Annotated in this window: 21 protein-coding genes; 3 read left to right on the top strand and 18 right to left on the bottom strand. The window is 33.3% G+C overall.

Going from position 1 to position 26399, the window contains the following annotated elements; all coding sequences use genetic code 11:
- Nucleotide 1: 1 nt before the first annotated feature.
- The 8 genes from xerC to ylqF form a co-directional block, all read right to left on the bottom strand.
- Nucleotides 2-892 carry a tyrosine recombinase XerC gene (gene xerC / locus RPL90_RS06940; RefSeq protein WP_313547205.1) on the bottom strand — a complete coding sequence of 297 codons (891 nt, stop codon included), beginning with the start codon at nucleotides 890-892 and terminating at the stop codon, nucleotides 2-4.
- 121 nt (nucleotides 893-1013) lie between these two features.
- Entirely contained in the window at nucleotides 1014-2321 is a 1308-nt protein-coding gene (trmFO, locus tag RPL90_RS06935; RefSeq protein WP_313547203.1) for an FADH(2)-oxidizing methylenetetrahydrofolate--tRNA-(uracil(54)-C(5))-methyltransferase TrmFO, read from the bottom strand.
- Between the two features lie 154 nt (nucleotides 2322-2475).
- Nucleotides 2476-4560 carry a type I DNA topoisomerase gene (topA, locus tag RPL90_RS06930; protein WP_313547201.1) on the bottom strand — a complete coding sequence of 695 codons (2085 nt, stop codon included), beginning with the start codon at nucleotides 4558-4560 and terminating at the stop codon, nucleotides 2476-2478.
- 174 nt (nucleotides 4561-4734) lie between these two features.
- On the bottom strand, nucleotides 4735-5613 hold the full coding sequence (locus RPL90_RS06925) for a DNA-processing protein DprA (protein ID WP_313547199.1): 879 nt from the start codon (nucleotides 5611-5613) through the stop codon (nucleotides 4735-4737).
- Between the two features lie 182 nt (nucleotides 5614-5795).
- The gene (gene sucD, locus RPL90_RS06920) at nucleotides 5796-6704 is read right to left on the bottom strand and encodes a succinate--CoA ligase subunit alpha (protein WP_313547198.1); all 909 of its coding nucleotides are present in this window, start codon (nucleotides 6702-6704) and stop codon (nucleotides 5796-5798) included.
- A 21-nt stretch (nucleotides 6705-6725) separates the two neighbouring features.
- The gene (gene sucC, locus RPL90_RS06915; protein ID WP_313547196.1) at nucleotides 6726-7892 is read right to left on the bottom strand and encodes an ADP-forming succinate--CoA ligase subunit beta; all 1167 of its coding nucleotides are present in this window, start codon (nucleotides 7890-7892) and stop codon (nucleotides 6726-6728) included.
- Nucleotides 7893-7988: 96 nt separating this feature from the next.
- Nucleotides 7989-8771, bottom strand: a complete 783-nt coding sequence (locus RPL90_RS06910) for a ribonuclease HII (RefSeq protein WP_313547194.1) — start codon at nucleotides 8769-8771, stop codon at nucleotides 7989-7991.
- Nucleotides 8764-9636 (bottom strand): ribosome biogenesis GTPase YlqF, encoded by an 873-nt coding sequence (ylqF, locus tag RPL90_RS06905; RefSeq protein ID WP_313547192.1) that lies wholly within the window; start codon nucleotides 9634-9636, stop codon nucleotides 8764-8766. Before ylqF ends, RPL90_RS06910 begins: the two co-directional genes overlap by 8 nt.
- A gap of 224 nt (nucleotides 9637-9860) precedes the next feature.
- On the opposite strand from ylqF, the gene RPL90_RS06900 reads away from it, so the two are divergent.
- Both RPL90_RS06900 and RPL90_RS06895 read left to right on the top strand, forming a co-directional pair.
- Nucleotides 9861-12440, top strand: coding sequence for a YfhO family protein (locus RPL90_RS06900; protein ID WP_313547190.1), 2580 nt, complete (start codon nucleotides 9861-9863; stop codon nucleotides 12438-12440).
- Between the two features lie 40 nt (nucleotides 12441-12480).
- Nucleotides 12481-15090, top strand: coding sequence for a YfhO family protein (locus tag RPL90_RS06895; protein ID WP_313547188.1), 2610 nt, complete (start codon nucleotides 12481-12483; stop codon nucleotides 15088-15090).
- Nucleotides 15091-15147: 57 nt separating this feature from the next.
- Here RPL90_RS06895 and RPL90_RS06890 read toward each other — a convergent pair whose 3' ends face one another.
- Nucleotides 15148-15789: an FMN-dependent NADH-azoreductase gene (locus RPL90_RS06890; protein WP_313547186.1), complete on the bottom strand. Its 642-nt coding sequence runs from the start codon at nucleotides 15787-15789 to the stop codon at nucleotides 15148-15150.
- An 81-nt stretch (nucleotides 15790-15870) separates the two neighbouring features.
- Between RPL90_RS06890 and RPL90_RS06885 the strand changes: the two genes are divergently transcribed.
- Nucleotides 15871-16806: a helix-turn-helix transcriptional regulator gene (locus RPL90_RS06885; protein ID WP_313547184.1), complete on the top strand. Its 936-nt coding sequence runs from the start codon at nucleotides 15871-15873 to the stop codon at nucleotides 16804-16806.
- A gap of 66 nt (nucleotides 16807-16872) precedes the next feature.
- On the opposite strand, the gene rplS is transcribed toward RPL90_RS06885, so the two are convergent.
- The 9 genes from rplS to smc form a co-directional block, all read right to left on the bottom strand.
- A complete protein-coding gene (gene rplS / locus RPL90_RS06880; RefSeq protein WP_048794080.1) occupies nucleotides 16873-17223 on the bottom strand; it encodes a 50S ribosomal protein L19 in 351 nt (116 codons plus the stop codon).
- 184 nt (nucleotides 17224-17407) lie between these two features.
- Nucleotides 17408-17806, bottom strand: coding sequence for a GNAT family N-acetyltransferase (locus tag RPL90_RS06875; protein ID WP_313547181.1), 399 nt, complete (start codon nucleotides 17804-17806; stop codon nucleotides 17408-17410).
- Between the two features lie 26 nt (nucleotides 17807-17832).
- Nucleotides 17833-18567, bottom strand: a complete 735-nt coding sequence (gene trmD, locus RPL90_RS06870; protein ID WP_313547179.1) for a tRNA (guanosine(37)-N1)-methyltransferase TrmD — start codon at nucleotides 18565-18567, stop codon at nucleotides 17833-17835.
- Nucleotides 18567-19070, bottom strand: coding sequence for a ribosome maturation factor RimM (rimM, locus tag RPL90_RS06865; protein ID WP_313547177.1), 504 nt, complete (start codon nucleotides 19068-19070; stop codon nucleotides 18567-18569). The genes trmD and rimM overlap by 1 nt, the downstream gene beginning before the upstream one ends.
- A gap of 288 nt (nucleotides 19071-19358) precedes the next feature.
- Nucleotides 19359-19625 (bottom strand): 30S ribosomal protein S16, encoded by a 267-nt coding sequence (gene rpsP / locus RPL90_RS06860; RefSeq protein WP_048794083.1) that lies wholly within the window; start codon nucleotides 19623-19625, stop codon nucleotides 19359-19361.
- Nucleotides 19626-19902: 277 nt separating this feature from the next.
- A complete protein-coding gene (gene ffh / locus RPL90_RS06855) occupies nucleotides 19903-21270 on the bottom strand; it encodes a signal recognition particle protein (RefSeq protein WP_313547174.1) in 1368 nt (455 codons plus the stop codon).
- A 16-nt stretch (nucleotides 21271-21286) separates the two neighbouring features.
- A complete protein-coding gene (locus tag RPL90_RS06850; RefSeq protein ID WP_313547172.1) occupies nucleotides 21287-21619 on the bottom strand; it encodes a putative DNA-binding protein in 333 nt (110 codons plus the stop codon).
- Nucleotides 21606-22820, bottom strand: coding sequence for a signal recognition particle-docking protein FtsY (gene ftsY / locus RPL90_RS06845; protein WP_313547170.1), 1215 nt, complete (start codon nucleotides 22818-22820; stop codon nucleotides 21606-21608). The genes RPL90_RS06850 and ftsY overlap by 14 nt, the downstream gene beginning before the upstream one ends.
- A complete protein-coding gene (smc, locus tag RPL90_RS06840; RefSeq protein WP_313547168.1) occupies nucleotides 22817-26386 on the bottom strand; it encodes a chromosome segregation protein SMC in 3570 nt (1189 codons plus the stop codon). The genes ftsY and smc overlap by 4 nt, the downstream gene beginning before the upstream one ends.
- Nucleotides 26387-26399: the final 13 nt, after the last annotated feature.

The raw sequence follows: 26399 nt of genomic DNA, 5'->3' as shown, positions 1-26399 counted from the left end.
TCTAATTCTCCTTTTTCGCACGAGGGTGTGCATTTAAATATACTTTTCTTAATTGTTCATTAGAGACGTGAGTATAGCGACCTGTGGTCGACAAATTAACATGTCCTAATAACGATTGTACTGTTCTTAAATCTGCACCTTCATTTAACATATGAGTGGCAAAGGTATGCCGTAGTTTATGAGGGTGTATATCAGTAACACCAGCAGTACGTTTGACTACATCATTCAATACAAAACGCACGCCTCTTTCAGTAATTGGGTCACCTTTCATGTTAACTAATAAGAAATTATGATCACTATTTAATTTAGGTTTGAATTGCGATAGATAGGCTTCAATACTTTGCTTACAAAATTCACCAAAAGGTATAAATCTTTCTTTATCACCTTTACCTAAAACTTTAACACCTGGTGAACTCATATCTAAGTCTTGTTCACGAATGTTTACTAACTCAGAAACACGTATACCAGTTGCATATAATAGTTCTAATATGATTCTATCTCTCAAACCTTTTTTAGCGTCTGTCGACACCGTTTTAAATAAAGCTTCCATTTCTTCTTCATAAAAAAAGTGGGGTAAATACTGTTCTTTTTTTGGATGTACTAGCTGAACAAATGGGTTAACAACACTTTCATCTCGCGTCATCCAATATTCATAAAAACTTCTTAGCGTAGAAATTTTACGAGAAACAGTTGTTCTTTTCAAGTTTTTCGAATATAAAAAACTTAAAAAGTTACGCGCATCTTTATATTCAAATGAATTTAAATCCAAATGTTCTTGTTGTAAAAAGTCATTGAATTGATGTATATCATCATAATAAGACTTTAATGTGTGGTTAGAAAATTGTTTTTCAACTTTTAGCATATAAAGATAAGCTTCTTGAATTTGTTCCACTAGAAAACCCCTCCATCATTTTGCATTGTAGCACATTGTTGGAGGGGACTGCTAAAAATAACTATTAAATTGTGTTCAATTATCAAAATTTTTCGAAGAATAGCCTATTCATCTTTTCAAATTATAATGTTTTTTTATAGTTATCTAAATATGATAATGCTCTATTGGCTAACGTTTCGTAACGTTCTTTTTTATCTTTAATGCGCTGTTCTAAAGCTGGCAACAATCCAAAGTTAGCATTCATAGGTTGGAAGTTTTTTTCATTTTTAGCATGAGAAATGTAGTAAGCCATACTACCCAACATTGTTTCTCTAGGGAAAATAACTTCTGCTTTATCTTGTAATTTATGTGCTACATTAATTCCGGCAATTAAGCCGCTTGCTGCACTTTCAACATAACCTTCAACCCCGGTCATTTGACCTGCAAAATATAAATTTTCTCTACCGTTAAGCGCATAAGTTTCGGATAATACATCTGGTGAATTAATAAATGTATTTCTATGCATGACACCATAACGTACGATTTCTACATTTTCTAAGCCGGGAATTAAACGAATAACGTCTTTTTGTGCGCCCCATTTGAGGTGCGTTTGGAACCCAACAATATTGTATAAAGTGCCAGCTGCATCATCTTGTCTTAGTTGTACGACTGCAAATGGTCTTTTATCAGTTTTTGGATCTTCAAGTCCTACTGGTTTCATTGGACCAAATAGCAATGTTTTTCTTCCACGTTCTGCCATTACTTCAAAAGGCATACACCCTTCAAAATATTTTTCCTTTTCAAATTCATTTGTAGGTGCTACTTCTGCCTCAAGTACAGCATCATAAAAGCGATTAAATTCTTCTTCAGTCATCGGACAATTCAAGTATGCTGCTTCACCTTTATCATATCTAGATTTTAAATAAACTTTATCCATATCTATTGTATCTTTTTCTATAATTGGAGCAGCCGCATCATAGAAATAAAGTTGATCTTTGCCTGTAACGTCAACAATTTCCTGAGCTAACTTATCAGTTGTAAGCGGACCAGTGGCAATGATTGTATAGCCTTCTGGAATACTATTAACTTCTTCATTAAGTACCGTTACATTAGGATGATTTCTCAACGTTTCAGTAATATAACCAGCAAAATCATGTCTGTCTACAGCTAATGCGCCACCAGCCGGTACTCTAGCACTATCTGCCGCTTTAATGATTAAAGAATCTAAACGTCTCATTTCTTCTTTTAATACACCTACTGCGTTCGTTAAAGCATTGCCTCTTAATGAATTAGAACAAACTAACTCGGCAAATTTATCTGTATGATGTGCAGGCGTTTGCTTCACAGGTCGCATTTCAATTAAATTCACTTTTACGCCTCTTTGCGCAAGTTGATAAGCCGCTTCTGATCCAGCTAATCCAGCGCCAACAACGTTAACTGTTTCCATCATGTATTTCCTCCATTACATTAAAATAGCAACTACGACAATGTCAATAGCAATATACTATATTTTGCCGTTAGTTGCTTTAATTTATATCTTTATCAATTACTTCATTAGTAATGTTATTATTTTAACATTACAACGATAAATTGTGACAATATATTTATTTTTGCTCTGCTTCTTTATAATCACAGTTTGAACAAACCACTTGGCTTGCTTTACCTTTTTTACGTTCTACAAGGTACTCATTACATTTAGGACAATCTCTTCCTACTGGTTTATCCCAACTTATAAAGTCACAATCAGGATATTTAGAACAACCATAGAATAATCTGTTTTTCTTAGATTTGCGTTCTACTACTTCTCCTTCTTTACATTTCGGACAAGTAACGCCTATTGATTTAACAATTGCCTTTGTATTGCGACAGTCTGGGAAATTAGAACAAGCCATAAACTTACCGTAACGCCCCATTTTAATTACCATAGGTGCGCCACAAACTTCACAATCTTCCCCAGCTGGTTCATCTTTAATTTCAATTTTTTCCATTTCTTCTTCTGCACGTTCAACATCTTGTTTGAAACTATTGAAGAAATCTCTAATTACTTTTTTCCATTCGATTTCACCTTCGGCAACTTTATCTAATAAAGTTTCCATATTAGCAGTAAAATCTACGTCGATAATTTCAGGGAAATATTCTTTAACTTGTTCATTAACGATTTCCCCAAGCTCTGTAGGTACAAAGCGTTTACTTTCATTTTTAACGTAGTTCCGTTTTTGAATTGTATCGATTGTCGGTGCATAAGTTGACGGTCGTCCAATTTTCAATTCTTCTAATGTTTTAACTAATCGTGCTTCAGTATAACGTGGAGGTGGTTGTGTGAAATGTTGAGAAGGTTCAATATTTGTCGCTGTCACCATTTCTCCTTCGTTTATTTTAGGTAATTTGTTATCTTGTCCGTCGTCACTATCATCTTTAGCTTCAACATATAGCGTCATAAAACCTTTGAACTTAATCGTTTGTCCATTAGCACGGAATTTCAAGTCATTTTGCGTTAAATCCATGGCTACGGTATCTAATATAGCTGGCGCCATTTGACTCGCCACAAAGCGTTCCCATATTAATTTATAAAGACGGTATTGATCTCGCGTTAAATAATCCTTCATTTGGCTAGGCGTACGCAATGTACTTGTTGGTCTTACTGCTTCATGGGCATCTTGGTCACCTTGACCTTTAGACTTACGATTAGAAGTATATTCTTTGCCATATGTTTCTTCGATATATGTTTTTGACTCGGCTTTTGCTTGATCAGATATACGTGTTGAATCTGTACGCATATAAGTAATTAAACCAACGGTACCTTGTTTCTTCAAATCAATACCTTCATATAATTGTTGAGCTAACATCATCGTTTTTCGTGCTTTAAAATTCAACTTACGTGCCGCTTCTTGTTGTAATGTTGATGTCGTGAATGGATTTGATGGATAACGTGTCTTTTCTTTAGTTGTAACTTTTGTTACTTCAAATTGATCGCCATCTAACTGAGTCGTTATTTTTTCAACATCATCTTTATTCGTTAATTTAAATGGTTTGTTTTTTAAATGAAGAAATTTGGCATTGAATTTAGATTTTTTATATCTAAATTCCCCTTCAATTTTCCAATATTCTTCCGGTTTGAAATTTCTAATTTCATTTTCACGGTCGATAACTAAACGTAAGGCAACAGATTGAACGCGACCTGCTGATAAACCTTTTTTTACTTTTTTCCATAATACTGGTGAGATATTATAACCAACTAGTCTATCCAAAATACGCCTAGCTTGTTGTGCATCAACGAGTTCCATCTCAATACCACGTGGATGTTTAAAGCTATCTTTTACTGCATCTTTAGTTATTTCGTTAAATACAACTCTATTTTCACTTGTGTCTTCTAAGTCTAATATGTTAGCCAAATGCCAAGCAATCGCTTCACCTTCACGGTCGGGGTCACTTGCTAAGTAAATATTTTTTGCTTTCTTAGCATGTTTCTTTAAGTCTTTGACAACTGGCCCTTTGCCGCGGATTGTTATATATTTCGGCTCATAATCGTTTTCCTCATCTACACCCATTTGACTTCTAGGTAAGTCTCTTACATGGCCCATTGAGGCGATAACTTTATATTTTTTACCTAAATATTTTTCAATAGTTTTAGCTTTTGCAGGCGATTCAACTATGACTAAATTTTCTGCCAAAGTAGTTCCCCCTTGCATATCTAATTTACAAAGATAAATAATAAACGGTCTAATTTGACTTTGTCAATGTTTTTAAATTACAACTCTATTTTTAGTAACATATTATAGTACACTAATTAAACTAAAATTAAGTAGGAAATGACTAAGAATTCTTATAAGTAGTAACTCAATTACCATAAATTGTTAAATCAATTACATAGCCAAATTAAAATCATCTATTATATCTTCGGGCTTCATAACAATTTTAGCGCCTTGTTGTGCTGCTATCATGTTACCTTCACTCAGTCGATCATAAAATCTACCTGGGATGACGTATACTTCTCTATTTTGGTCTAATGCATATTCTAAAGTAATGTGTGTGCCAGAATGCATTTCAGATTCTGTAATTAATACCCCTTTAGCAATACCGCTGATCAAACGATTACGCTGGGGAAAGTAATATTTTTTAATAGTTGTTTGAGGTGGATATTCACTTATCACTAAACCATATTGTTCAAGTTGATTTCTAGTCGTTCGTGTTATCGCTGGATAATGACGACAATGACCAAATGCTAATACAGCTATTGCTGGCAAACCATAGTCCAAGGCTAGTTTAAGGGCTCTGTGATCGGCACCTTTTGCCAATCCTGATACAATACCTATCTTTTGCTGTAACAATGCTGGATATAAATAATGTAACGCTTGATCTGTATATTCGGTCGCTTTTCTCGAGCCAATAACGCCAAGTAACGAAAAATAATTAAGCAATTTTATATTCCCTCTATAATATAAAATAACTGGTGGATTTGGTATTTCACGTAATAACCTTGGATAACGATAGTCATTAATAGCAATAAAATTCACTTTATCCATGGCTAAGTTTGTTCTTATCTTTTCAGTATTTAAGTTATTAAATATGGTAACTGACGTACTAAGAACTTTACTTTTATGTAATCGGACAAAATGATTTAAGATAGCAAATTGTTCATCTCTCGAGGCCTCTAAAAAATGTGGTGCAATTGCTATGATTTTATATATTTGAAGTGTCGTAAAACCTGCGGCTAATAATTTTAAATAGGTATATTGGGCCATATAAATACCTCCTTTTAATGCCATTATAAAACGTAAAATAAAGTAAACTTATTACATTTTCATTTCTTAATTGTTATCAAAACGTAAGGAGTAATATTCACTAGCCGTTGTTAAAATATTAAAATCATATATAAAAACGCACAAATTCTGGATATGCCAGAATTTGTGCTAAACATAATATATTATTGTTTTACAGTTAATAATTGTTCATATATTCCTGCTTCTTTAGCTGCTTCAATTAGAGTAGTTCCAATTTCTGAAGGAGTATCAGCAGTTTTTACACCACAATCGTTAAGTGTTTTGATTTTTTCTTCGGCAGTACCTTTACCGCCTGAAATAATGGCACCAGCGTGTCCCATACGTTTTCCTGGTGGTGCTGTTTGACCACCCACAAAGCCGACAACCGGTTTGCTCATGTTGGCTTTAATCCATTCAGCAGCTTCTTCTTCTGCTGTACCACCGATTTCACCAATCATAACTACTGCGTGTGTTTCATCGTCTTCATTAAATGCTTTTAATACATCAATAAAGTTAGTTCCATTTACTGGGTCGCCACCAATACCTACAGCAGTCGTTTGACCAATACCTTCTTCAGTTAGTTGGTGAACTGCTTCGTAAGTTAATGTACCAGAACGTGAAACAACACCTACGTGACCTTTTTTGTGAATGTAACCCGGCATAATACCAATTTTACATTCATCAGCTGTAATAACGCCTGGGCAGTTTGGTCCAACTACGCGAGTCTTCTTACCTTCTGAATAACGTTTAACTTTGACCATATCTACAACTGGAATGTGCTCAGTAATACAGATAGCCATATCTAGTTCTGCATCAATACATTCTAAGATAGCGTCTGCCGCGAATGGTGCCGGTACGTAAATTACTGATACGTTTGCACCCGTTTCTTCTTTAGCTTCGTCTACCGTATTGAATACTGGTACACCTTCGACAACTTGTCCACCTTTACCTGGTGTAACACCTGCAACAATTTGTGTACCATACTCTAACATTTGTTTAGTATGGAAAAGGGCAGTAGACCCTGTGATACCTTGTACAATTACTTTTGTATTTTTATCTATAAATACACTCATCTTAGTGCTCCCATCCTTTCCTTACGCTTCTTTAACAAGCTTTACAATTTTTTGTGCGCCTTCAGCCATAGTCGCGGCTGGTTCGATAGCTAGTCCTGATTCTTTAAGAATTGCTTTACCTTCTTTAACATTTGTACCTTCTAAACGTACAACTAACGGCAAAGTAAGTTCTACTTCTTTAACTGCAGCTACGATACCTTCAGCGATAACATCACATTTCATGATTCCACCGAAAATATTTACAAAGATACCTTTAACATTGTCATCACCTAAGATGATTTTAAATGCTTCAGTAACTTTCTCTTTAGTAGCGCCGCCCCCTACGTCTAGGAAGTTAGCTGGATTTCCGCCGAAATGGTTAATTGTGTCCATCGTAGCCATTGCTAAGCCTGCACCGTTTACCATACAACCGATGTCGCCATCCAATGCGATGTATGATAAATCATATTTAGAAGCTTCAATTTCTTTTGGATCTTCTTCTTCTAAATCGCGTAATTCTTGGATATCTTTATGTCTAAACATTGCATTGTCATCGAAATTAACTTTAGCATCTAATGCTAGAACTTCACCATCACCAGTTGTTACTAGTGGGTTGATTTCAACGATTGAACAATCTTTTTCTACAAAAACATTATATAAAGAAATTAAAAATTTCGCAGCTTTATTAATTGATTCTTTAGGAATATTAATATTGAAAGCGATTCTTCTTGCTTGATAAGGTGCTAAACCAGTTACTGGATCAATTGTTTCTTTAAAGATTTTTTCTGGTGTTTTAGCAGCTACCTCCTCAATTTCAGTTCCGCCTTCTTCAGAAGCCATTAACGTAATACGGTCTGTTGCTCTATCAATTACAAACCCTACATAATATTCTTTTTGAATATCGCAGCCTTCTTCAATGTAAAGGCGCTTCACTTCTTTACCTTCTGGGCCAGTTTGATGAGTTACCAATTGTTTTCCTAATAACTCATTTGCGTAACTTTCTACTTCAGATAGTGATTTAGCAATTTTAACACCGCCAGCTTTACCTCTACCGCCAGCGTGTATTTGTGCTTTTACCACATATACATCTGAGTTTAATTCTTTAGCTTTCTCTACTGCTTCATCTGCAGTAAATGCTACGCGTCCTTCTGGGACAGCTACGCCCATGGAACGAAAGATTTTTTTGCCTTGATACTCGTGGATATTCATTCTCCATCCTCCTCTTAGGTTAAGTGCATTTCAATTATAGAAAATGTAAGCGCTATTGTAAACTGTTTGACGCTAGTTATTTGTAATTTATTTTATTTAATAAGAATTGTTAACTATAGATTTAATTGGTTCAAATGTTTTTCGATGTTCCTTTGTAATACCAAATTGGTCTATGCCTTTAAGATGTTCATTCGTTCCATAGCCTACATTTTTACTAAATCCGTATCCTGGATACGTAGCATCAAGTTGGCGCATATAATCATCTCTATGTTCTTTTGCTAGTACACTAGCAGCGGCAATCGATACGCTTCGTGCATCACCTTTAATGAGTGATTGCTGAGGTATATCTATATCCAATTCCATAGCGTCTACAAGCAAATGTGTTGGTTTGTTAGATAAATTTTCTATTGCACGTGTCATTGCAAGTTTAGTTGCTTGATATATATTTAATTGATCTATTTCTGTTACAGACGCCACACCAAAAGCAAAATCTAACACTTCACTTTTTAGTCTATGTTCCATTTCTTTGCGCTTACTTGCCGATAATTTCTTTGAGTCATTTAATCCTAAAAATCGATGTGCTTTATTTAAAATTACGGCACAAGTAACGACAGGACCAGCTAAAGGACCTCTACCTACTTCATCAATGCCACAAATCAATGCTTGTGGTTGAGTTGCCAAAATATTATTTTCAAACTCTGACATAACAGCGTATTGATCAATCAATGCTTGTTCTTTTTGTAATTGCTTCTTCCTAGAAATAATGGCATTTTGTACACCTTTACGTTCATCTTCAACAAATTCGCTTTGATCTATTTCTTCTTCCGTCAAAAATTGAAGTAAAGATGCCTTGACTTCAGCAATACTTAGTTTAGCCAAAATAATCACGCTCGATTTCGCTAAATACATCGAAGGTATAAGTACCTATTTTTGCATTTCTGATTTCATTTATAATAAGCTCAATGACCGCTTCGTAATCCACTTCATTCCCTCTTTGTAACATACCGCGTCTTCGACCAATTGCTTCAAACCAAGCTAAGTTATCATCATCTTTTGCCACATCTACATTGTAATGCTTTACTAAATTATCATAATCATGTTCTTTTAAAAATTCTAAACCATAGATAGCCACTTCATCTAAATGAACAATACTATCTTTAATGGCACCTGTGATACTTAATTTTTTTCCTACTAACTGATCTTCAAATTTTGGCCATAGTATTCCCGGAGTATCTAACAATTGTAATGATTTACCTATTTTTATCCATTGTTGTTGCTTCGTTACACCCGGCGTATTACCCGTTTTAGCAATCGCTCGATTGGCTAATTTATTTATCAACGTAGATTTACCAACATTGGGTATGCCTACTATCATCGCTCTAATTGCACGCGGTTTTAGACCTTTATTACGTTCTCTTGCAAATTTTTCTTCGGTCGCTTTGATTGCAGCTTGTTCAACTTGTTTGAGATTTTTACCATGCTTGGCATCGACAGCAACGGGATAAAATCCTTGTTCTTTAAAATAAGTTTCCCATTTTTCAAGTTCTGCTAAATTTGCCATATCTTTTTTATTTAAAATAACCACTCTTGGTTTTTGTTGTATTACTTCATCAATCATTGGGTTTCTTGAACTATAAGGAATACGTGCGTCTACAAGTTCAAAAACGACATCGACCTTTTTCAATTGTTCAGTCACTTGTCTTTTGGCTTTGGCCATATGACCTGGATACCATTGAATAACCATAACTTTCACCTTTTCTTAGTTTATATTTTCATTTGCACTATATTAATAAGTGTGAGATGTATCTATTTTATTTTAATATGTAACGCTATAATATGATACCATTTCTATAAGTATTTTAAGTTTAGTCACATCGTAAAAGAATGCGCATAAAATTTTATCAACTTATTTTGTAATCTTGCTATAAAGCAACCTTTATATATAAAACTTTGTCGGGAGAAATAATTATGAAACGAAAAGTACTGTATTTGATTGTATTTATTGCCATCGCAATGATTGGCCACAGTTATATTATTTATAGATACATACATGATGGCATACTTTTTACAGGGCCAAATGATGGTTTAGAACAGATGATTCCTATCCAAATGTTTTTATACGATCATTGGAGTCACGGTTCATGGTTCTATGCATCTGATTTTGGTTTAGGTGGCGATTTTTTCACTGATTTAAGTTACTACTTCTCCACTAATATTTTATTTATTTTCAATGTGATCACTGTGTTTATTTTACAACATGTCATTCATGTCGATACAAATAGCGTAGCTTTTTGGACAGCTAACGCATTAGTTATGTCTATACTCAAATCATTTTTAGCATTAGTTGCTACATTTGCTTTTGCCAAATATATCATGCTAAATCGACAAATTGCGCTATTAGCAGCTTCTTTATTCGTTATTTCACCATTGTATTTTAGATTTACTGTATATTGGCCATTCTTTAGTGATATTTTTATTTTATTACCACTACTATTACTCTCGATTGAAAGATATATTCAACAGAGAAAAATTGGTTTGCTACTAATAGTTATAGTGCTATCACTAATAAATAATTTTTATTTTGCATATTACCAATTACTAGTGGGTATTATTTATTTAGCAATACGACTTATTTTCAAACATCAACAAGATATTAAATTGCACTTTCGTGACTATATAACATTATGTATTGTTGCGATTTTAGGTTTAGGTAGCAGTATGTTTTTCTTTTTCCACGGTATCCAGAGCTACTTAGGTAACAGACGAATCCCATTTAACGGACACGTTGATTTATTTGAAAACTTGGATAGAAATACTAATATTTTTTACGATAATTATTTAATTGTCATTCTCTATATAACAATACAAGCACTATTATCTTTTAAATTATATAAACATTTTTATTTTAAATTATTTGCTATTTTGACAATTATTACGATTATTGCCAGTTTCCTTCCATTTGTAGATCAACTTTTTAATGGGATGTCTGCACCACAAAAGCGTTGGCATTTCTTGTTAGCTTTTAATGCAGCTATACTAGTAGGCTTGTATGTTAAATACTTCAAAACCATGTCTATTAAAGGTTATTGCATTACTGCAATACCAGCCATAGCCATTATTTTTTATAGTGCTTGGTCATATCATAATACTGTTGCTTGGGTTTACTTTGTCCCTGTAGTTAGTTTAGTGGGCCTATTAATACTTTTCGTAAAAGAAAGTTATTTTAGAACAAAACTGACAGTAATTTTTATCATTACACTATTTATCTTAAGTTTATTAGTAGTTATTGTATTTATTTATAATCAAATATATTTCCCTGACCATCAACAACGGGCAAATAAAAATTATATTAATGAAAGCATGTACAGCTCACCAATGCAAAGAAACTTAGTGACTTACATGAACAACCATAAACGAGAAGATGAACGTATCGATTGGCGTGTGAATGAACAAGATAATACGCCGATGTATCAACATTTTAAAGGTACTAGTCTGTACTCAAGCATATTCAATCACAACATTTTAGACTCTTATTATGACGACTTAAAAATCAATATGCGCGAAGAATCAGTCAGTCGTTATCAGTCGACAAATGGCCGTCAAAACATTGCTAGTCTATGGTCTGTGCGTCATTTAATGGTTAAAGATTACCAAGATAATGTACCTCGTTATTTCAAAAAAATTAAGCAAGATGGTCAATATGTTATTTACGAAAATAACTATGTCTTACCAGCAGTTAATATTACTAATCATATTTATGACGCATCAAAATTAACTAATCCGATAGATCGTGAGCATGCCATGATTAAAGGTGTCGTTATGAATAATGCAGGTAAAACATGGCAACATCCTGCTCAAAATTTAATCTCACAAAGTAAAATCAAGACAAAGCATATGAAATTATTACCTAAATATCATATTCAAGTTAAAGATAATTCAGGTGAATATGTAATTCATGTCCCTAAGAAAATAACAAAGCGCTATAAAGATTTTTATTTAACACTTAAAGTAAAAAGAGGATTACCTGATAGTAACTATACGGTGAACGTAAATGGTTATATTAACAATCGTTTGTTTAATAACTCAACGTATAAAACAGGCGTCGATACACAATTATATAAAACACAACCAGATAAAAATGGCGATATCCACGTCAATGTAATGCCACGTGGTAACTATAAATTAGAAATCAAAAGTTTATATGGAGAAGATTATAAAGATTTAAAAGCTGCTGCAAGTCGTGACACGCATAAAAACACATATAAAGACATCAATGACGGTATTAAAGTTAACCTCAACCAACATAAAAGCGGCATAGCAAGTATTAATATACCTTATCGCCAAGGAATGCGTGCCTATGTAGATAATAAATCAGTTACGCCTAAAAAGGTAAACTATATGATGACGGGTGTGCCAGTGCATAAAAATGATAAAAGTATTATTATTAAATATCGTCCGCCTTATTGGTATACGATGTGTATCCTGTCATTCATATTTATGATTTTTAGTTATTGTTTTTGGAAATTTTATAATAGCAACCGTTCTTAATATTTAAATAAAAAGGAGCCTTTAAAATGAGGAATTGTACATGTTAAACCGTCTTTGGTCTAATAAGTTAACACGATTTATCTGTATTTTATTGATGGGGATAATTGTGGCGATGCTTATTTTCACACCCTATATTGTCAGATACTTTAAAGATGGCATTATTTTCAGTGGGTTCGGTGATGGTGTCAGACAGATGATGCCATTTCAAATGTATCTCTATCATCATTTCATTCATTTTGATAGCTTTTATGACCATTCCTTTGGTCTAGGCGGCGATTATGTAAAAGATCTTGCTTATTATTACACTACGTCACCTACAACTTATATTAACTTTATTTGTATTTGGATATGTAGCCAAATATTTCACCTACATCCTAATAGCATTATGTTTTGGCCAGGAAATCAACTTGTCGTGGCTTTTGCTAAAACTGTAGTTACATTTATATTAGCTTTTTACTATTTTAATTATTTACAGTTTAAAAAAACTGCTACTTTTATTGCAGCATTATTGTACAGTGGCTCAACAATAGTCATTTATTTTAATTTCACATGGTCATTTTATGGTGACTTATTAATATTTTTACCTTTATCGTTATACGCTATGGAACGTTATTTCAAAGAAAAAAAGTTAGGCTTATTTATTTTTGCAGTCGCATTAACTTTGTTTGCTAATTTTTATTTTAGCTATTTCGAAGCCTTAGTGTTATTTAGTTATTTTATTTATAGAGTAATTTGGAAACATCAAAAAGATATTGTAACGAGAAAACAAAAAATAGTGACATTGATAATTGCTGCTCTATTAAGTTTAATGTCAGCCAGTTGGGGATTTTATACAGGTGTTTCATCATTCTTTGCCAATAATCGCAAACAAAATCCTGATTTTCACATTCCAGCATTCACTGATTTTGAACGCCAAACACATTTTTTCTCTAATGGCTTTTATATAACAGTTACAATCTTTGCATTAGTAGCATTATTATCATTTCAATTGTATCGATATTACTACTATCGATTATTTGCCATATTCACTTGGATCATGCTAATTGGTTCTTTGACACCTTATTTTGATAGTTTATTTAATGGCTTCGCTACGCCAGAGAGACGTTGGATATACGTTTTCGCATTAACTACTGGCGCTTTGATTGGTTTATTTATCCATTATCTTAGAAAGATAACTTTACGTGCTTATCTTTTGACATGTACGCCTGTCATAATAATAATCATGATTGCTCATATGTTAATTCACCACGAAAAGTTAACTTGGATGTACGTATGTCTATTAATTATGTTTTCACTAGGGTTAATTATTGCTCGTAAAAATTTATTAAATAAGCGTTGGCCACTTACTATAGTCATTGTGTTATTTATGGCTCAACAAGCGATTTTAGTAAACGATCATCGTTATAATAATTTAAGGAAATATGAAACAACATTTTCAACATTAAAAAGTCCAAAATATCATAATGCTACACTAGCTAAATCAATTCATAAAATAAATGAGTCACATCGACAAGATCCATTCAATCGAATTGATTTTATGACGACTTTTTCACTGAATACGCCGCTCATCTATCACTTTAATGGCATTTTATTATATTCAAGTATTTTCGATGGAAATATATTGGATTACTACGATAAAACAATGCAAATTAATATGCCGACAGATACTAATAGCACATATCGCTTATTATCCAATCGCGCCAATTTAATGGCTTTATGGAATGTTCAAGATCGCATTAAAAAAACGACTGATCCAAACTTACCTTACGGCTTTAAACATAACAAGATGATTAGGCCGACGAAACATACTCAATTCTTGCATAGTAAAAATACGATTGATTATCCGAGTGCGCATATTACAAATAAGGTCTATAACACGCAAGACTTAAAGTCACCTTTAGACAGAGAACAAGCAATGCTACAAGGCGTAACTTTAACGAATAATCACAACGCGAACACTAACTTTAAGCCGAATAAAAATCTATTATCTTCGGCACATGCATCTTATATTAATGCACATAAAACGAGCAATGATACATTGATAGTTACTAAAAATAATGGTGGCATTCAATATAAGCTACCTGGACATCTAGCTCACAAATATAAAGACATGTATATTTCAATGGACTTAGTATTACGAGCGCCTGATAAACGACATAAGATTTCTGTAAATGAATATTCTCAACAACGCAAAGCACTCACATATAAATATCGACGCGTAGTAAAACCAACCACAATGAGAGTAAAAGCTAATAATAACCTAAACCTTAAACTACCTAAAGGTAAATATAACTATAAAATACACGGCATTTATGGTGAAGATTATAAAACATTACGAACAAGCGCAAAATCACTTACTAAAATTAAAGTCTCACAACAAAGAAATGGCTATACATTGACTAACAATCAGCACCGTAAAGGTTATATTGTACTTCCAATTCCTTTCAGAGATGGTATGAAGGCGAGTGCAGATGGGAAATCTATTCCTGTTACGAAAGGCAATGGTATAATGACTGTGATACATGCCAAACATGGCGAACAGCAAATTAAACTGACTTATCAACCCCCACTGCTATGGCCTTTAATATGTATTAGCATTATTGGTATAGTAGCTAGCTTTTTATTTGTAAGATCGGTGAAAAGACATTAATTAAAAGCACTGTTGCTATAAAGATAGCAACAGTGCTTTTATTTATTATTTTAAACTTTATGCTTCGTAAAATTTATTAAAGACTTCGTCTAAATTTGTTTTGGCTTTGTTTATAACTGCATCTTCACTCATTATGGAAGTCCCTTCAGCCCGAGCTATAAAAAATGCATCGAAGCCCATTATTTCTTCGAACATTTCTTTTAAATAATAATAAGAGGATTCAAGTGGTGTATAACGATCATTGTTTGTATATACTGTACCACTTGCTTGTAGTAATAAAGCTTTATAATTATCAGTCATTAAACCTACAGAACCCTCTTCAGTATATTTAAATGTTTCTCTTGCTAACATAATATTATCCATATAATCTTTCATTCTTGAAGTGATATTAAAGTTATGAAGCGGAGAAACAATTACAATGCGCTGGCATCTTTTAAATTGAGTAAGTAAATTTGCCGAAGTATCGGCTATTATTTGTTCTTCTTCCGTTAAAGGTTGATTAGCAATTTGCTTACCCCATATTTTTAATAATTGTGTTTCTTCAATTCTGGGAAGATCCATATCATATAAATTTAAAACTTCAGGCGCTTCATTAGGAAATGCCGTTGTGAATTTTTCCATAAATAGATCTTTTAATTTAGCCGAAAAAGTATTGTTATTTTTAAAATCAGGATGTGCGTTAATAATTAGTGTGTGCATTAAGATATTCTCCTTTTAATATGATATTATTACTATAAATCTTAAAGGTGTCATTTTACGGCACCATTGAAAGGAAAATTTATGAATAAAGCTGAGCGCTTAAACCAAGAACTCATTTATCTAAGTAATAAACATACTTTTCACTTAAAAGATATAATGGAAGAATTTAATATTTCAAAAAGAACCGCCCTTAGAGACATAGCAGAACTTGAAAGTATGGGCGTCGGCCTATATGTTGAAAGCGGTAGATACGGTGGCTATAAGATTATTAATCAGAATTTGTTAACACCCCTTTATTTTAATAAAAATGAAATTTTAGCAATTTTCTTTGCATTAGATGCATTAAAATTACTTTCAAGTACGCCATTTAAAAAATCATATAAGCAAATTCGTGATAAATTATACTCTACGATTCCTAATAATTTAAAAAGTGACGTTCAAAACACGTTAAATGTGATTCAATATTACAATGCATACCCTATTAACCAATCAGATATCTTAGCAGATATTTTAAGTTCAATACTTAATCAAAATACGATAACTATAACTTACACTCAATTTACTTATAAAGAGCTAGAAGTACAAGCTTATGAATTATTATATAGAAATGGCATTTGGTTCTTCGAAGCTTACAATATTACCGAACAAAAATGGGGTGTATTTAGATGTGATTACATACAACAAATGGTAATCAATAATGCACAAGAAGTATTACTGTCGAGAGAAAAGTTGGAAGAATTAAAATTTATGGACGAGCAAGCTTATCAAAATATATTTTTTAAATGTGAATTAAATTATGCTGGTGTGGAAACGTTTATGAAAAATCACTATCCTAATATGGAGTTGAAATATGAAAATGATACGCCATTTATCATAGGTAAATATAGTGATGATGAATTAAACTATATGACTCATTATTTATTAACTTTAGGTGAAAATGTAAAAATCATCTATCCACAACAGTTAAAAGAAAGTTATTTAAAACAGTTACATGCGATGATTGAACGTTACAATTAATTTCCTATAAAAATACATAAAAAAAGAGCCTTAAAATTAAGGCTCTTTTGCTTGTAGAAAAGCTGATTAGCGAATTTCTGGAATTCTAGCAGCTTTACCACGTAAATTACGTAAGTAGTATAATTTAGCACGACGTACTTTACCGCGACGTTTAACTTCGATTTTTTCGATTTTAGGCGTGTGTAATGGGAAAGTTCTTTCCACACCAACACCTGAAGAAATTTTACGTACAGTGAAAGTTTCTGAAATGCCTCCACCACGACGTTTAATTACTACACCTTCGAATACTTGGATACGTTCGCGCGTACCTTCAATAATACGTACGTGTACTCTTAAAGAGTCACCTGCACGGAAAGAAGGTAAATCAGTGCGTAGTTGTGATTTAGTTACTGCTTCAATCAATTTGTGATTAGTCATTTTCTATTCTCTCCTTCAACCTATGTTCTTGCCTAGACAAATATATAGCAGCGGATCATAGTGATTTTTCGTGTATCGCACACTTGAATTATGTTAGCACATTGTTCGCCGTTTTTCAATCAGTTTTTAAATTTCTAGACGAAACAATGTAAATCAGTTTTGAAAACCAAAATAGTAATTAAAACTATTCATCCGATGATTTTCTAAAGCCATAAAACAGTCTAAATTTATGTTTTTCATAATATGCAGCCGAACTTTTTGTAGCCAATAGTTCAATTCTAGTTGAGGGATATTGTCGATGCGCTTTATTTATTAAAGCTCGCCCCAGTCCGTCACTTCTATACGTCATTTTAACAAGTAATTCACATATAAATAAAGTAATAAATTGATCTGTAATTGTTCTAATATAGCCTAGCACATTATTTTCATTATCAATAGCAACATATGCATTTGACTGATTTAAAGCATTTTTAAACGTTGCTTTATGTTCAACAAGATTATGCCAGCCTTCTTCACTGTTCAATTTATTAATTGCACCAAAATATTTATCGTCGTATGGTACTATATTGCAGTCTATTACCATTGTCGTTTCACCCTAAATATTTGTTATTACTTAGATGACTGCTTGTTATGCTTTTCTATAATTTTTTTATCTGCTTGTGTAAGCTCATAATGTTCTAATAAGTCAGGACGTTTATCATACGTTCTAATAATCTTTTGTTCATGTCTCCAACGTTCAATATTGGCATGGTTTCCAGATAATAGAACGTCTGGCACTTTATAGTTTTTAAACTCTCTTGGTCTTGTATACTGTGGGAATTCTAATAATCCATCTTGGAATGAATCATCCGCATGTGATTGTTGATTCCCTAGCACACCTGGTATAAGTCTGACGATTGCGTCTGTCATGGTCATAGCAGGCAGTTCACCGCCAGTTAATACGTAATCACCCATAGATATCTCATCGGTAACGAGATGTTCCCTAATACGTTCATCATAGCCCTCATAATGTCCACAAATAAAGACGAGATGTTCTGACTCACTTAACTCTTGTGCAATTTGCTGACTAAATGGTCTCCCTTGCGGACACATTAATATCACGCGTGTATTTTCATTATGTTCGATCGATTCCATTGCATTAAAGACAGGTTCTGGTTTTAACACCATACCTTGCCCGCCTCCAAATGGATAATCATCAACTTGTTGATGTTTGTTTTGTGCGAAGTCTCTAAAATTAATCGTATTAACTGACAGTACATTTTTATCCTGTGCTCTTTTTAAAATCGAATGATTTAACACACCATCAAACATTTCTGGAAATAATGTTAAGTAATCTATGCGCATTAATCTAACAGTCCTTCCATTGGAGTGATTACGATTTTTCTACCTTCAACATCTACGGATTTAACAACGTCAGCAATGTAAGGTATTAAATATTCTTTATCACCTTTAACCACCCAGACATCATTTGCGCCTGTTTCAAATATTTCTATCACTCGACCTATAGGTGTTTCTTGTTCATCGAACACTGTACAACCTATAATATCGGAATAATAATACTCATTTTCGACTAATTCAATGTCTTCATGTTCACGTTCTTGAAGTAACACTTCATTTTTTAAATATTCAATGTCATTAATATTATTAATGCCTTCAAATTTCAACATATGAAAACCTTTATGAACTCGATACGAGGCAATAGTTAATGCTATATTGTCACCGTTGCGTTCAATTGTCAGTACTTCTCCTGGTTGAAAACGGGTTTCTGTAAAATCAGAATTTGATTTTACTTTGACCTCTCCTTTAATTCCATGTGTATTTACTATAGTGCCAACTTCAACTTTCATATTTTTTCCTCCGTAAATAAAACGCTATATATTCAAGTACATTTAATAAAATAATCATGTAAATTATACCATTATGTTAAAACTTTGAATATGTACTATAAATAAAATAAGGGGAGCGAGAAAAAATCTTTTTAAAAAGATGATTTTGTATTCTCCCCGGAATAAATGACTAGAGTAAAAACTTGATCCAAGCACATTTTCTATTCATTCATCTACTGCCAATATAAAAATAGAGTCTGAAGACAATATAATGTCCCAGACTCCTATTTATTACTAGTTGAAATCAACTTATTTTTGTTCGTCGAATTTTTTCAAGATGCCTTCTCTTGATAAAATGTTACGTACTGTATCAGTTGGTTTCGCACCATTTTTTAACCATTTAAGCGCTAGCTCTTCGTCGATTTTAACTTCTGGTGCATTTACATTGTTAGGGTTGTATGTACCAACTTGTTCGATGTTACGACCATCACGTGGCGCGCGAGCATCAGCTGCTACAATACGGTAAAATGGGTTTCTTTTAGAACCTAAACGTGTTAAACGTAATTTAACTGCCATAATTATTTCTCTCCTTTAAATCTTTAATGTTTTATTTTTCCACAAGCAATAATATAACAGTTTCCAATTACTTTGTAAAGAGTTTTCTCTTTACCATATATAAAAACAACAGATCTTATCAACTACGGAAAATTAATTATATTGTCATTTCTCTAAAAATATTGATTTTATACCCTTTTAGTTACTTAGTGAAGTTTTTAATAAAGGCAATTTCTATTAATTTAAAAATAGAAATTGCCTTTTAATATTATTTGTATTAACTCTGATATTAATCAAATTAAAATGGTAAGTTCATGCCTTTTAACATATTTTCCATTTGTTGGCGTTTGCCTTTTTTACCTTTGCCGCCACCAGAAAATTGTTTCATCATTTTTTTCATTTCGTTGAATTGTTTCATCAAACGGTTAACTTCTTGCAGACTACGTCCAGATCCGCTTGCAATACGTTTTTTACGTGAAACGTTTAGCGTGTTTGGATCATTTCTTTCGCTCGGAGTCATCGATTGAATAATCGCTTTAATATGATCGATTTGTTTTTCGCTCATATTTAAGTTATCTAGGCCTTTCATCTTATTCATACCCGGTATCATTTTCATAATATCGTCTAAAGGCCCTAGGTTTTTAACTTGATCTAATTGTTCTAAAAAGTCATCTAACGTAAATGAAGATGAACGCATTTTTTGTTCTAAATCTTTAGCTTTATCTTGGTCTACGTCTTGTTGTGCTTTTTCAATTAAACTTAAGACGTCACCCATGCCTAGAATCCTTGAAGCCATACGTTCTGGATGGAATGGTTCTAGTCCGTCTAACTTCTCACTCATACCTACGTATTTAATTGGTTTTTGTGTCACAGAGCGGATAGATAAAGCAGCACCACCACGTGTATCACCGTCTAATTTAGTTAAAGTAACACCTGACAATTCAAGTTGCTCATCAAATGATTGCGCAACATTAACGGCATCTTGACCTGTCATCGCGTCGACAACAAGCATGATTTCGTTAGGTTTTGTAATCTCTTTAACGTCTTGCAACTCATTCATAAGTGCTTCATCAACATGCAGTCTACCTGCCGTATCAATAATGACAAAGTCTAAATGTTCTTCTTTTGCATGCTTTATCGCATTATCAACGATTTGTTGTGGTTTTACTTGGTCACCTTCACTGTATACGGGCACATCAATTTGTTTACCTACAGTTTGAAGTTGATCGATTGCTGCTGGACGATAAATATCGGCAGCAACTAACATCGGTTTTTTGTTATATTTCTTACGCATTAATAATGCTAATTTACCCGCAGTTGTCGTTTTACCGGCACCTTGTAAACCAACCATCATCACAACTGTCGGTGGTTTATTCGCCATTGTAATCGTACTATTCTCTCCACCCATAAGCTGAGTTAATTCATCTTGTACAATTTTAATGACTTGTTGTCCAGGTGTTAATGATTTCATAACATCTGAACCTAATGCTCGATCTGACACTGTTTTGACAAAGTCTTTTACAACTTTAAAGTTAACGTCGGCTTCTAATAAAGCTAATCTTACTTCACGCATCATCGTTTTGATGTCAGCCTCAGTTACTTTACCTTTGCCACGTATTTTTTGCATCGTCCCTTGTAAACGTTCGGACAATCCTTCAAACGCCATATCGATTACCTCCTTTTTAATCTATTTGTTCTAGTGTTTTAATTGCTTCTAACACTTTTTCAGAATCATTTATATGTTGTTTTATTTCTTCATACAATGCTTGTCTTTGCTCAAAGTTTTTATAAAGTCCTAGCTTAGTTTCATAATCTTCTACTAAGTCGCCAGTTCTTCTTATATTATCATAAACTGCTTGTCGACTCACTTCAAAAGTATCAGCAATCTCACTTAACGAATAATCTTCTAAGTAAAATAATTGTAAATAGTTACGTTGCTTTTCTGTTAATAGCGCTTGATAAAAATCAAATAAATAATTCATACGTAACGTCTTAACGAGATCATTTTGAGCCATCTGTTGAGCCCTCTTCATCCATTGTTGAACTTTCATCTGTATCTTCAGGAAGTTCATCCACATTTTCTTCAATCATATCGGCAAATAAACCATAAACATAACTTTCTGGGTTGAATGGCTGTAAATCATCTAGCTTCTCGCCTAGTCCAACGTATTTAACCGGAATATGCAATTCATTACGTATCGCTAAGACGATACCACCTTTTGCTGTACCATCTAATTTAGTTAAAACGATACCTGTAACATTTGTTACGTCTTTAAATGAGCTAGCTTGTGATAAAGCATTTTGCCCCGTTGTTGCGTCTAAACATAATAATACTTCGTGTGGTGCATCAGGTATAGAACGTCCGATTACACGTTTTACTTTTTCTAATTCATTCATTAAATTAGATTTATTTTGTAATCTTCCGGCGGTATCACAAATTAAAATATCTACACCTTTATTTTTAGCAGCATTGATAGCGTCATACATTACTGCTGCTGGGTCAGAACCTTCAGCTTGGCTGACGACTTCAACACCGACACGTTCGCCCCAAACTTTAAGTTGTTCGATAGCACCGGCTCTGAATGTATCACCTGCTGCTAACATCACTTTTTTACCTTCAGCTTGATAACGGTGTGCTAATTTACCAATCGTTGTCGTTTTACCGACACCATTAACACCAACCATTAAAATGACGTTTAATCGATCGTCTTCTAGATTCATCACTTCAGAGTGTTCACTATCTTGGTGATAGATTTCTACTATTTTTTCGACGATAACTTCACGTAAATCTGCCGTTTCTTGAATATTTCTACGACGTGCTTCATCACGTAATTCATCTACTAATTGCATTACAGTATTAAAGCCTACATCGGCTGTAATTAACATTTCTTCCAATGCTTCGAAGAAATCTTCATCCACTTTACGATATTTAGCAATTAAATTGTTTAACTGTTCTTGGAAGTTTTGACGAGATTTTTCTAAACCGGCTTTGAATTTCGCACCTAGTTGTTGTGCTTCTATTTCTTCAAAGTCTTCAATAGATATCATACCATCTTCGTCAAAATCTGCTTCTTTTAACTTTTTAGGTTTCTTTTTAGGTTTTTCCTCTGTCGACTCAACTTCACTGTCATCTGTCAATGAAGTGTCGAGTTGATTTTGGTCTTCTTGTTGGTCTGCCCCTGAGAATTTATTTTTTAAGCGTTTGAAAAAACTCATGCTTGTTCCTCCTTCATTACTTCATCAATCGTATTTAAGTTCACACTCACAAGTTTAGAAACTCCTGATTCTTGCATTGTAACACCATATAGTCTATCGGAATATTCCATTGTCCCTTTTCTATGCGTGATAACTATAAACTGCGTTTGATCAGATAAATTATTTAAATAATTTGCATATCTAATAACGTTTGCTTCATCGAGCGCCGCTTCTACTTCGTCGAGTATTACAAATGGTGCAGAACGCACTTTTAATATGGCAAATAACAATGCAATAGCACTTAACGCTCTTTCTCCACCACTTAATAATGACAAGTGCTGTAGCTTTTTACCTGGTGGTTGCACTATAATATCAACCCCTGCAGATAAATAATCATCATCAGTTAAGCGTAGCTCTGCCTGCCCGCCACCAAATAAAGTTTTAAATACTTCGGTAAAGTGGCCTTGTACAGCATGGAAAGTTTCTTTAAAGCGATCTTTCACTTCTTGGTCCATTTCAGCAATAATTTGTTCTAATGTAACCTTAGCCTCTCTTAAGTCTGTACGCTGTTCATTTAAAAAAGTATAACGTTCGTTGATTTCTTCAAATTGTTCAATAGCATTTAAATTAACTGGGCCCAGTTCTTCAATAGACATTTTTGTTAATTTAACTTTTTTACGTAACGTATCTATGTCTTCATCTAATTCATATAAATCTTTCGCACGTTCAAAAGTTAAATGATACGTCTCACTTAAATGATCGATTGCATGATTAATTAATACATCAAGTCTAGATTGTTCTGATTTAATATCTTGATAGCTATTTTCGATAGATAAGATATCTCTATGTGCTTCTTGTAATAAAGCATCAGTTTCTTCTACCGTATCATTTAACTGACTTCTTTGTTCTTTTATTTCTGCCAGTTTAGCAGTTAACGTTTCTTTCTCCGCCTTACTGTCATCGATATTTCGTTGCACGTTATCAAACGCCTTTTGACCTGTCATATCTTCAGAATTAAAGAAATTAATTTGTTCTTCAATCTTCTGCTGCTGCTCTTTTGCTGAGGTTAATTGTTTACTTAAGCGTTCTTCTTCTTGACGTTGACTCTTCAATCTTTCTTTAACTACGGCTAAATCAGATTGTTTTTGATGTAATTGTTGTTGCGTTTGCGTAGTATTTTCTTTACCCTCTTTTGATAATTTAGTATAAACATCAATATCTTTCTCTAATTGTTGTAGTGAGGAGTGAATTTCCTCTAGCTTTTGCTTTTTATCTGCTAAAGTTTGGCGACTCGTCTCACTTTGGTAACCATCATTTTTTTCAAATTCGAATTCTTCGTGTTCATTTTTGAGATGACTTTCACTTTTTCGTAATTTATCTAACGCAAGCTCATGTTCGTGAACGTCTTGTTTCACCTTATTATACTGCTGACTCAAATCAAAATAAGATTCGCTTAAGCCATCTGATTTTTCTTTTAACGATTTATACTCTTGTTCAAAATTAACTGTCTGTCTTTGATAGTCTTCCAGTTGTTTACGCATAGAATTAAGTTCATCTTTTTGAGCTAAAATACTTTTCGTTTTTCTGTCGCCACCACCTGTCATAGATCCGCCAGGGTTAACTATATCTCCATCTAAAGTAACAATTCTTGTACGGTAACGAATGGCTCTTGCTAATTCATTAGCATGTTTTAAATCATCAACTATTATTGTGTTACCTAATAAGTTCTGAATGACCTTTTGATATTTATCATTTGTTTCCACGCCTTCAGCTGCAATCGTTACAAAACCTTCAGATTGTTGTGCAGACTGACGAATATCCATAGCTAATTGTCGTGATTGTACAACATTTAACGGTAAAAACGTTGCCCGTCCTAAACCATTTTGCTTTAAATATTGTATCGCCGCGCGTCCATCTTTTTCATTATCTACGATGATGTGTTGTAATGAAGCACCTAATGCAGTTTCAATCGCTTTTGTTAAATTTGAAGGTACTTGAATAATTTCAGCCACTGCACCATGAATACCTGATAGTTTTTGTTCTTTAGCTTTCAAAATATGCTTTACACCATTGAAGAAATAACTATAGTCTTCTTGTTGTGTTGCAATGCTATCAATTCGAGATTTTAACTTCTCATTATATCTATAAGCTTGATGTAATTTATCTTCATATTCAGTTTGTTGTTGTTTCGTTGCAGTTAATTGCTTTTCACAAGATTTCAATTCGTTATCTAGCTTATTTAATTCACGTTGCTTTTGGTCATACTGTTGTTGCTTATCGTTAATTTCACTTTGCAGTTCTTTTAGTTGATTATAAGCTTCAAGTAATCGTGAGTCTAATCTAGATTGCTTGCTTTCATTTTCTTGAATTGTATGTTCTAAAAAGCGAATATCGTTATTTACATCAGATTGTTCTGATATCAATGTATAATATTCGTCTCTTATTGCTTCTAATTTTTCGTCATGTTGCTCATCAGAAACGTAAAGTTGTGATTCAATTTGTTCGATTTCTTTAGTTAATTGTTGTTGTTGCTTACTTAATGATGTACGTTGCTCTTGTGCTTTTACAAGTTCTTGTTGTAACTGTTCGATTTGTTCAGCTACATTTGCTTGTTCTTCTTCAAAACGCGCATTTGTTTCGGATTGATTTTTTTTACGCTCTTCTAAAACGTTAAGTTGACCCGTAAATTTTTCAACTTCTTCAGTTGCTTTTACTAATTTATAGTTTAATGATTCAATTGTGTCATCTAATTGATGACGTTCAGCTTTATACTTAGCAATCGCATTTGAATGTTGCACTTTTTGCGCTTCTTTTGTTTCTTGTTGGCTTTTAAGATTATTTAAATTGTTGTCTAATTTATTAATGTTGTCATTGTATTGCTCGATATCGTGCACAGTTACAAGTACATCGCTTTTTTCCATTTCTTTAGACAAATGCTTATATTCTTTTGCAATTGCCGCTTCTTCTCTCAGTGGTTCTACGCGTCCTTCTAAATCGTATAATATATCCTCAACTCTAGTTAGATTGTCTTCAGTTTGGTCTAACTTTTGTACCGATGCAGTTTTACGTTTTTTATATTTTAATACGCCTGCAGATTCTTCTAGTATTTGTCTTCTATCAATGGGTTTCGCATTCAGAATTTCATCCACTCTACCTTGAGAAATAATACTGAAGGCTTCTTTACCTAAACCAGAATCTAAAAATAGATCAACTATATCCTTTAAACGCGCTTTATCATTATTTAAAAAATATTCACTATCGCCACTTCTATAAAGACGACGCGTTACAACAACTTCTTGCTCATCAATTTGTAGTTTGCCAGATTTATTATCCAATTTAAGTTTAACTTCGGCATAATTTTGAGCTTTACGATGCTCTGCGCCTGAAAATATAATATCTTCCATTTTAGCACCACGTAAAGATTTGGCAGATTGTTCACCTAATACCCATTTGATGGCATCAGTTATATTACTTTTTCCACTACCGTTTGGACCTACAATCGCCGTTACACCTTTGTCAAAATGTACGGTCGTATGTTCAGCGAATGACTTAAAACCAAACGTATCTATCGATTTTAAATATACCATGCTATTCTCCTTA

The sequence above is a fragment of the Staphylococcus kloosii genome (assembly GCF_032139365.1).
Lineage (GTDB): Bacteria > Bacillota > Bacilli > Staphylococcales > Staphylococcaceae > Staphylococcus > Staphylococcus kloosii_A.
The sequence above is the reverse complement of the archived record's forward strand: the minus strand, read 5'-3'. Positions and strand labels throughout refer to the sequence as shown.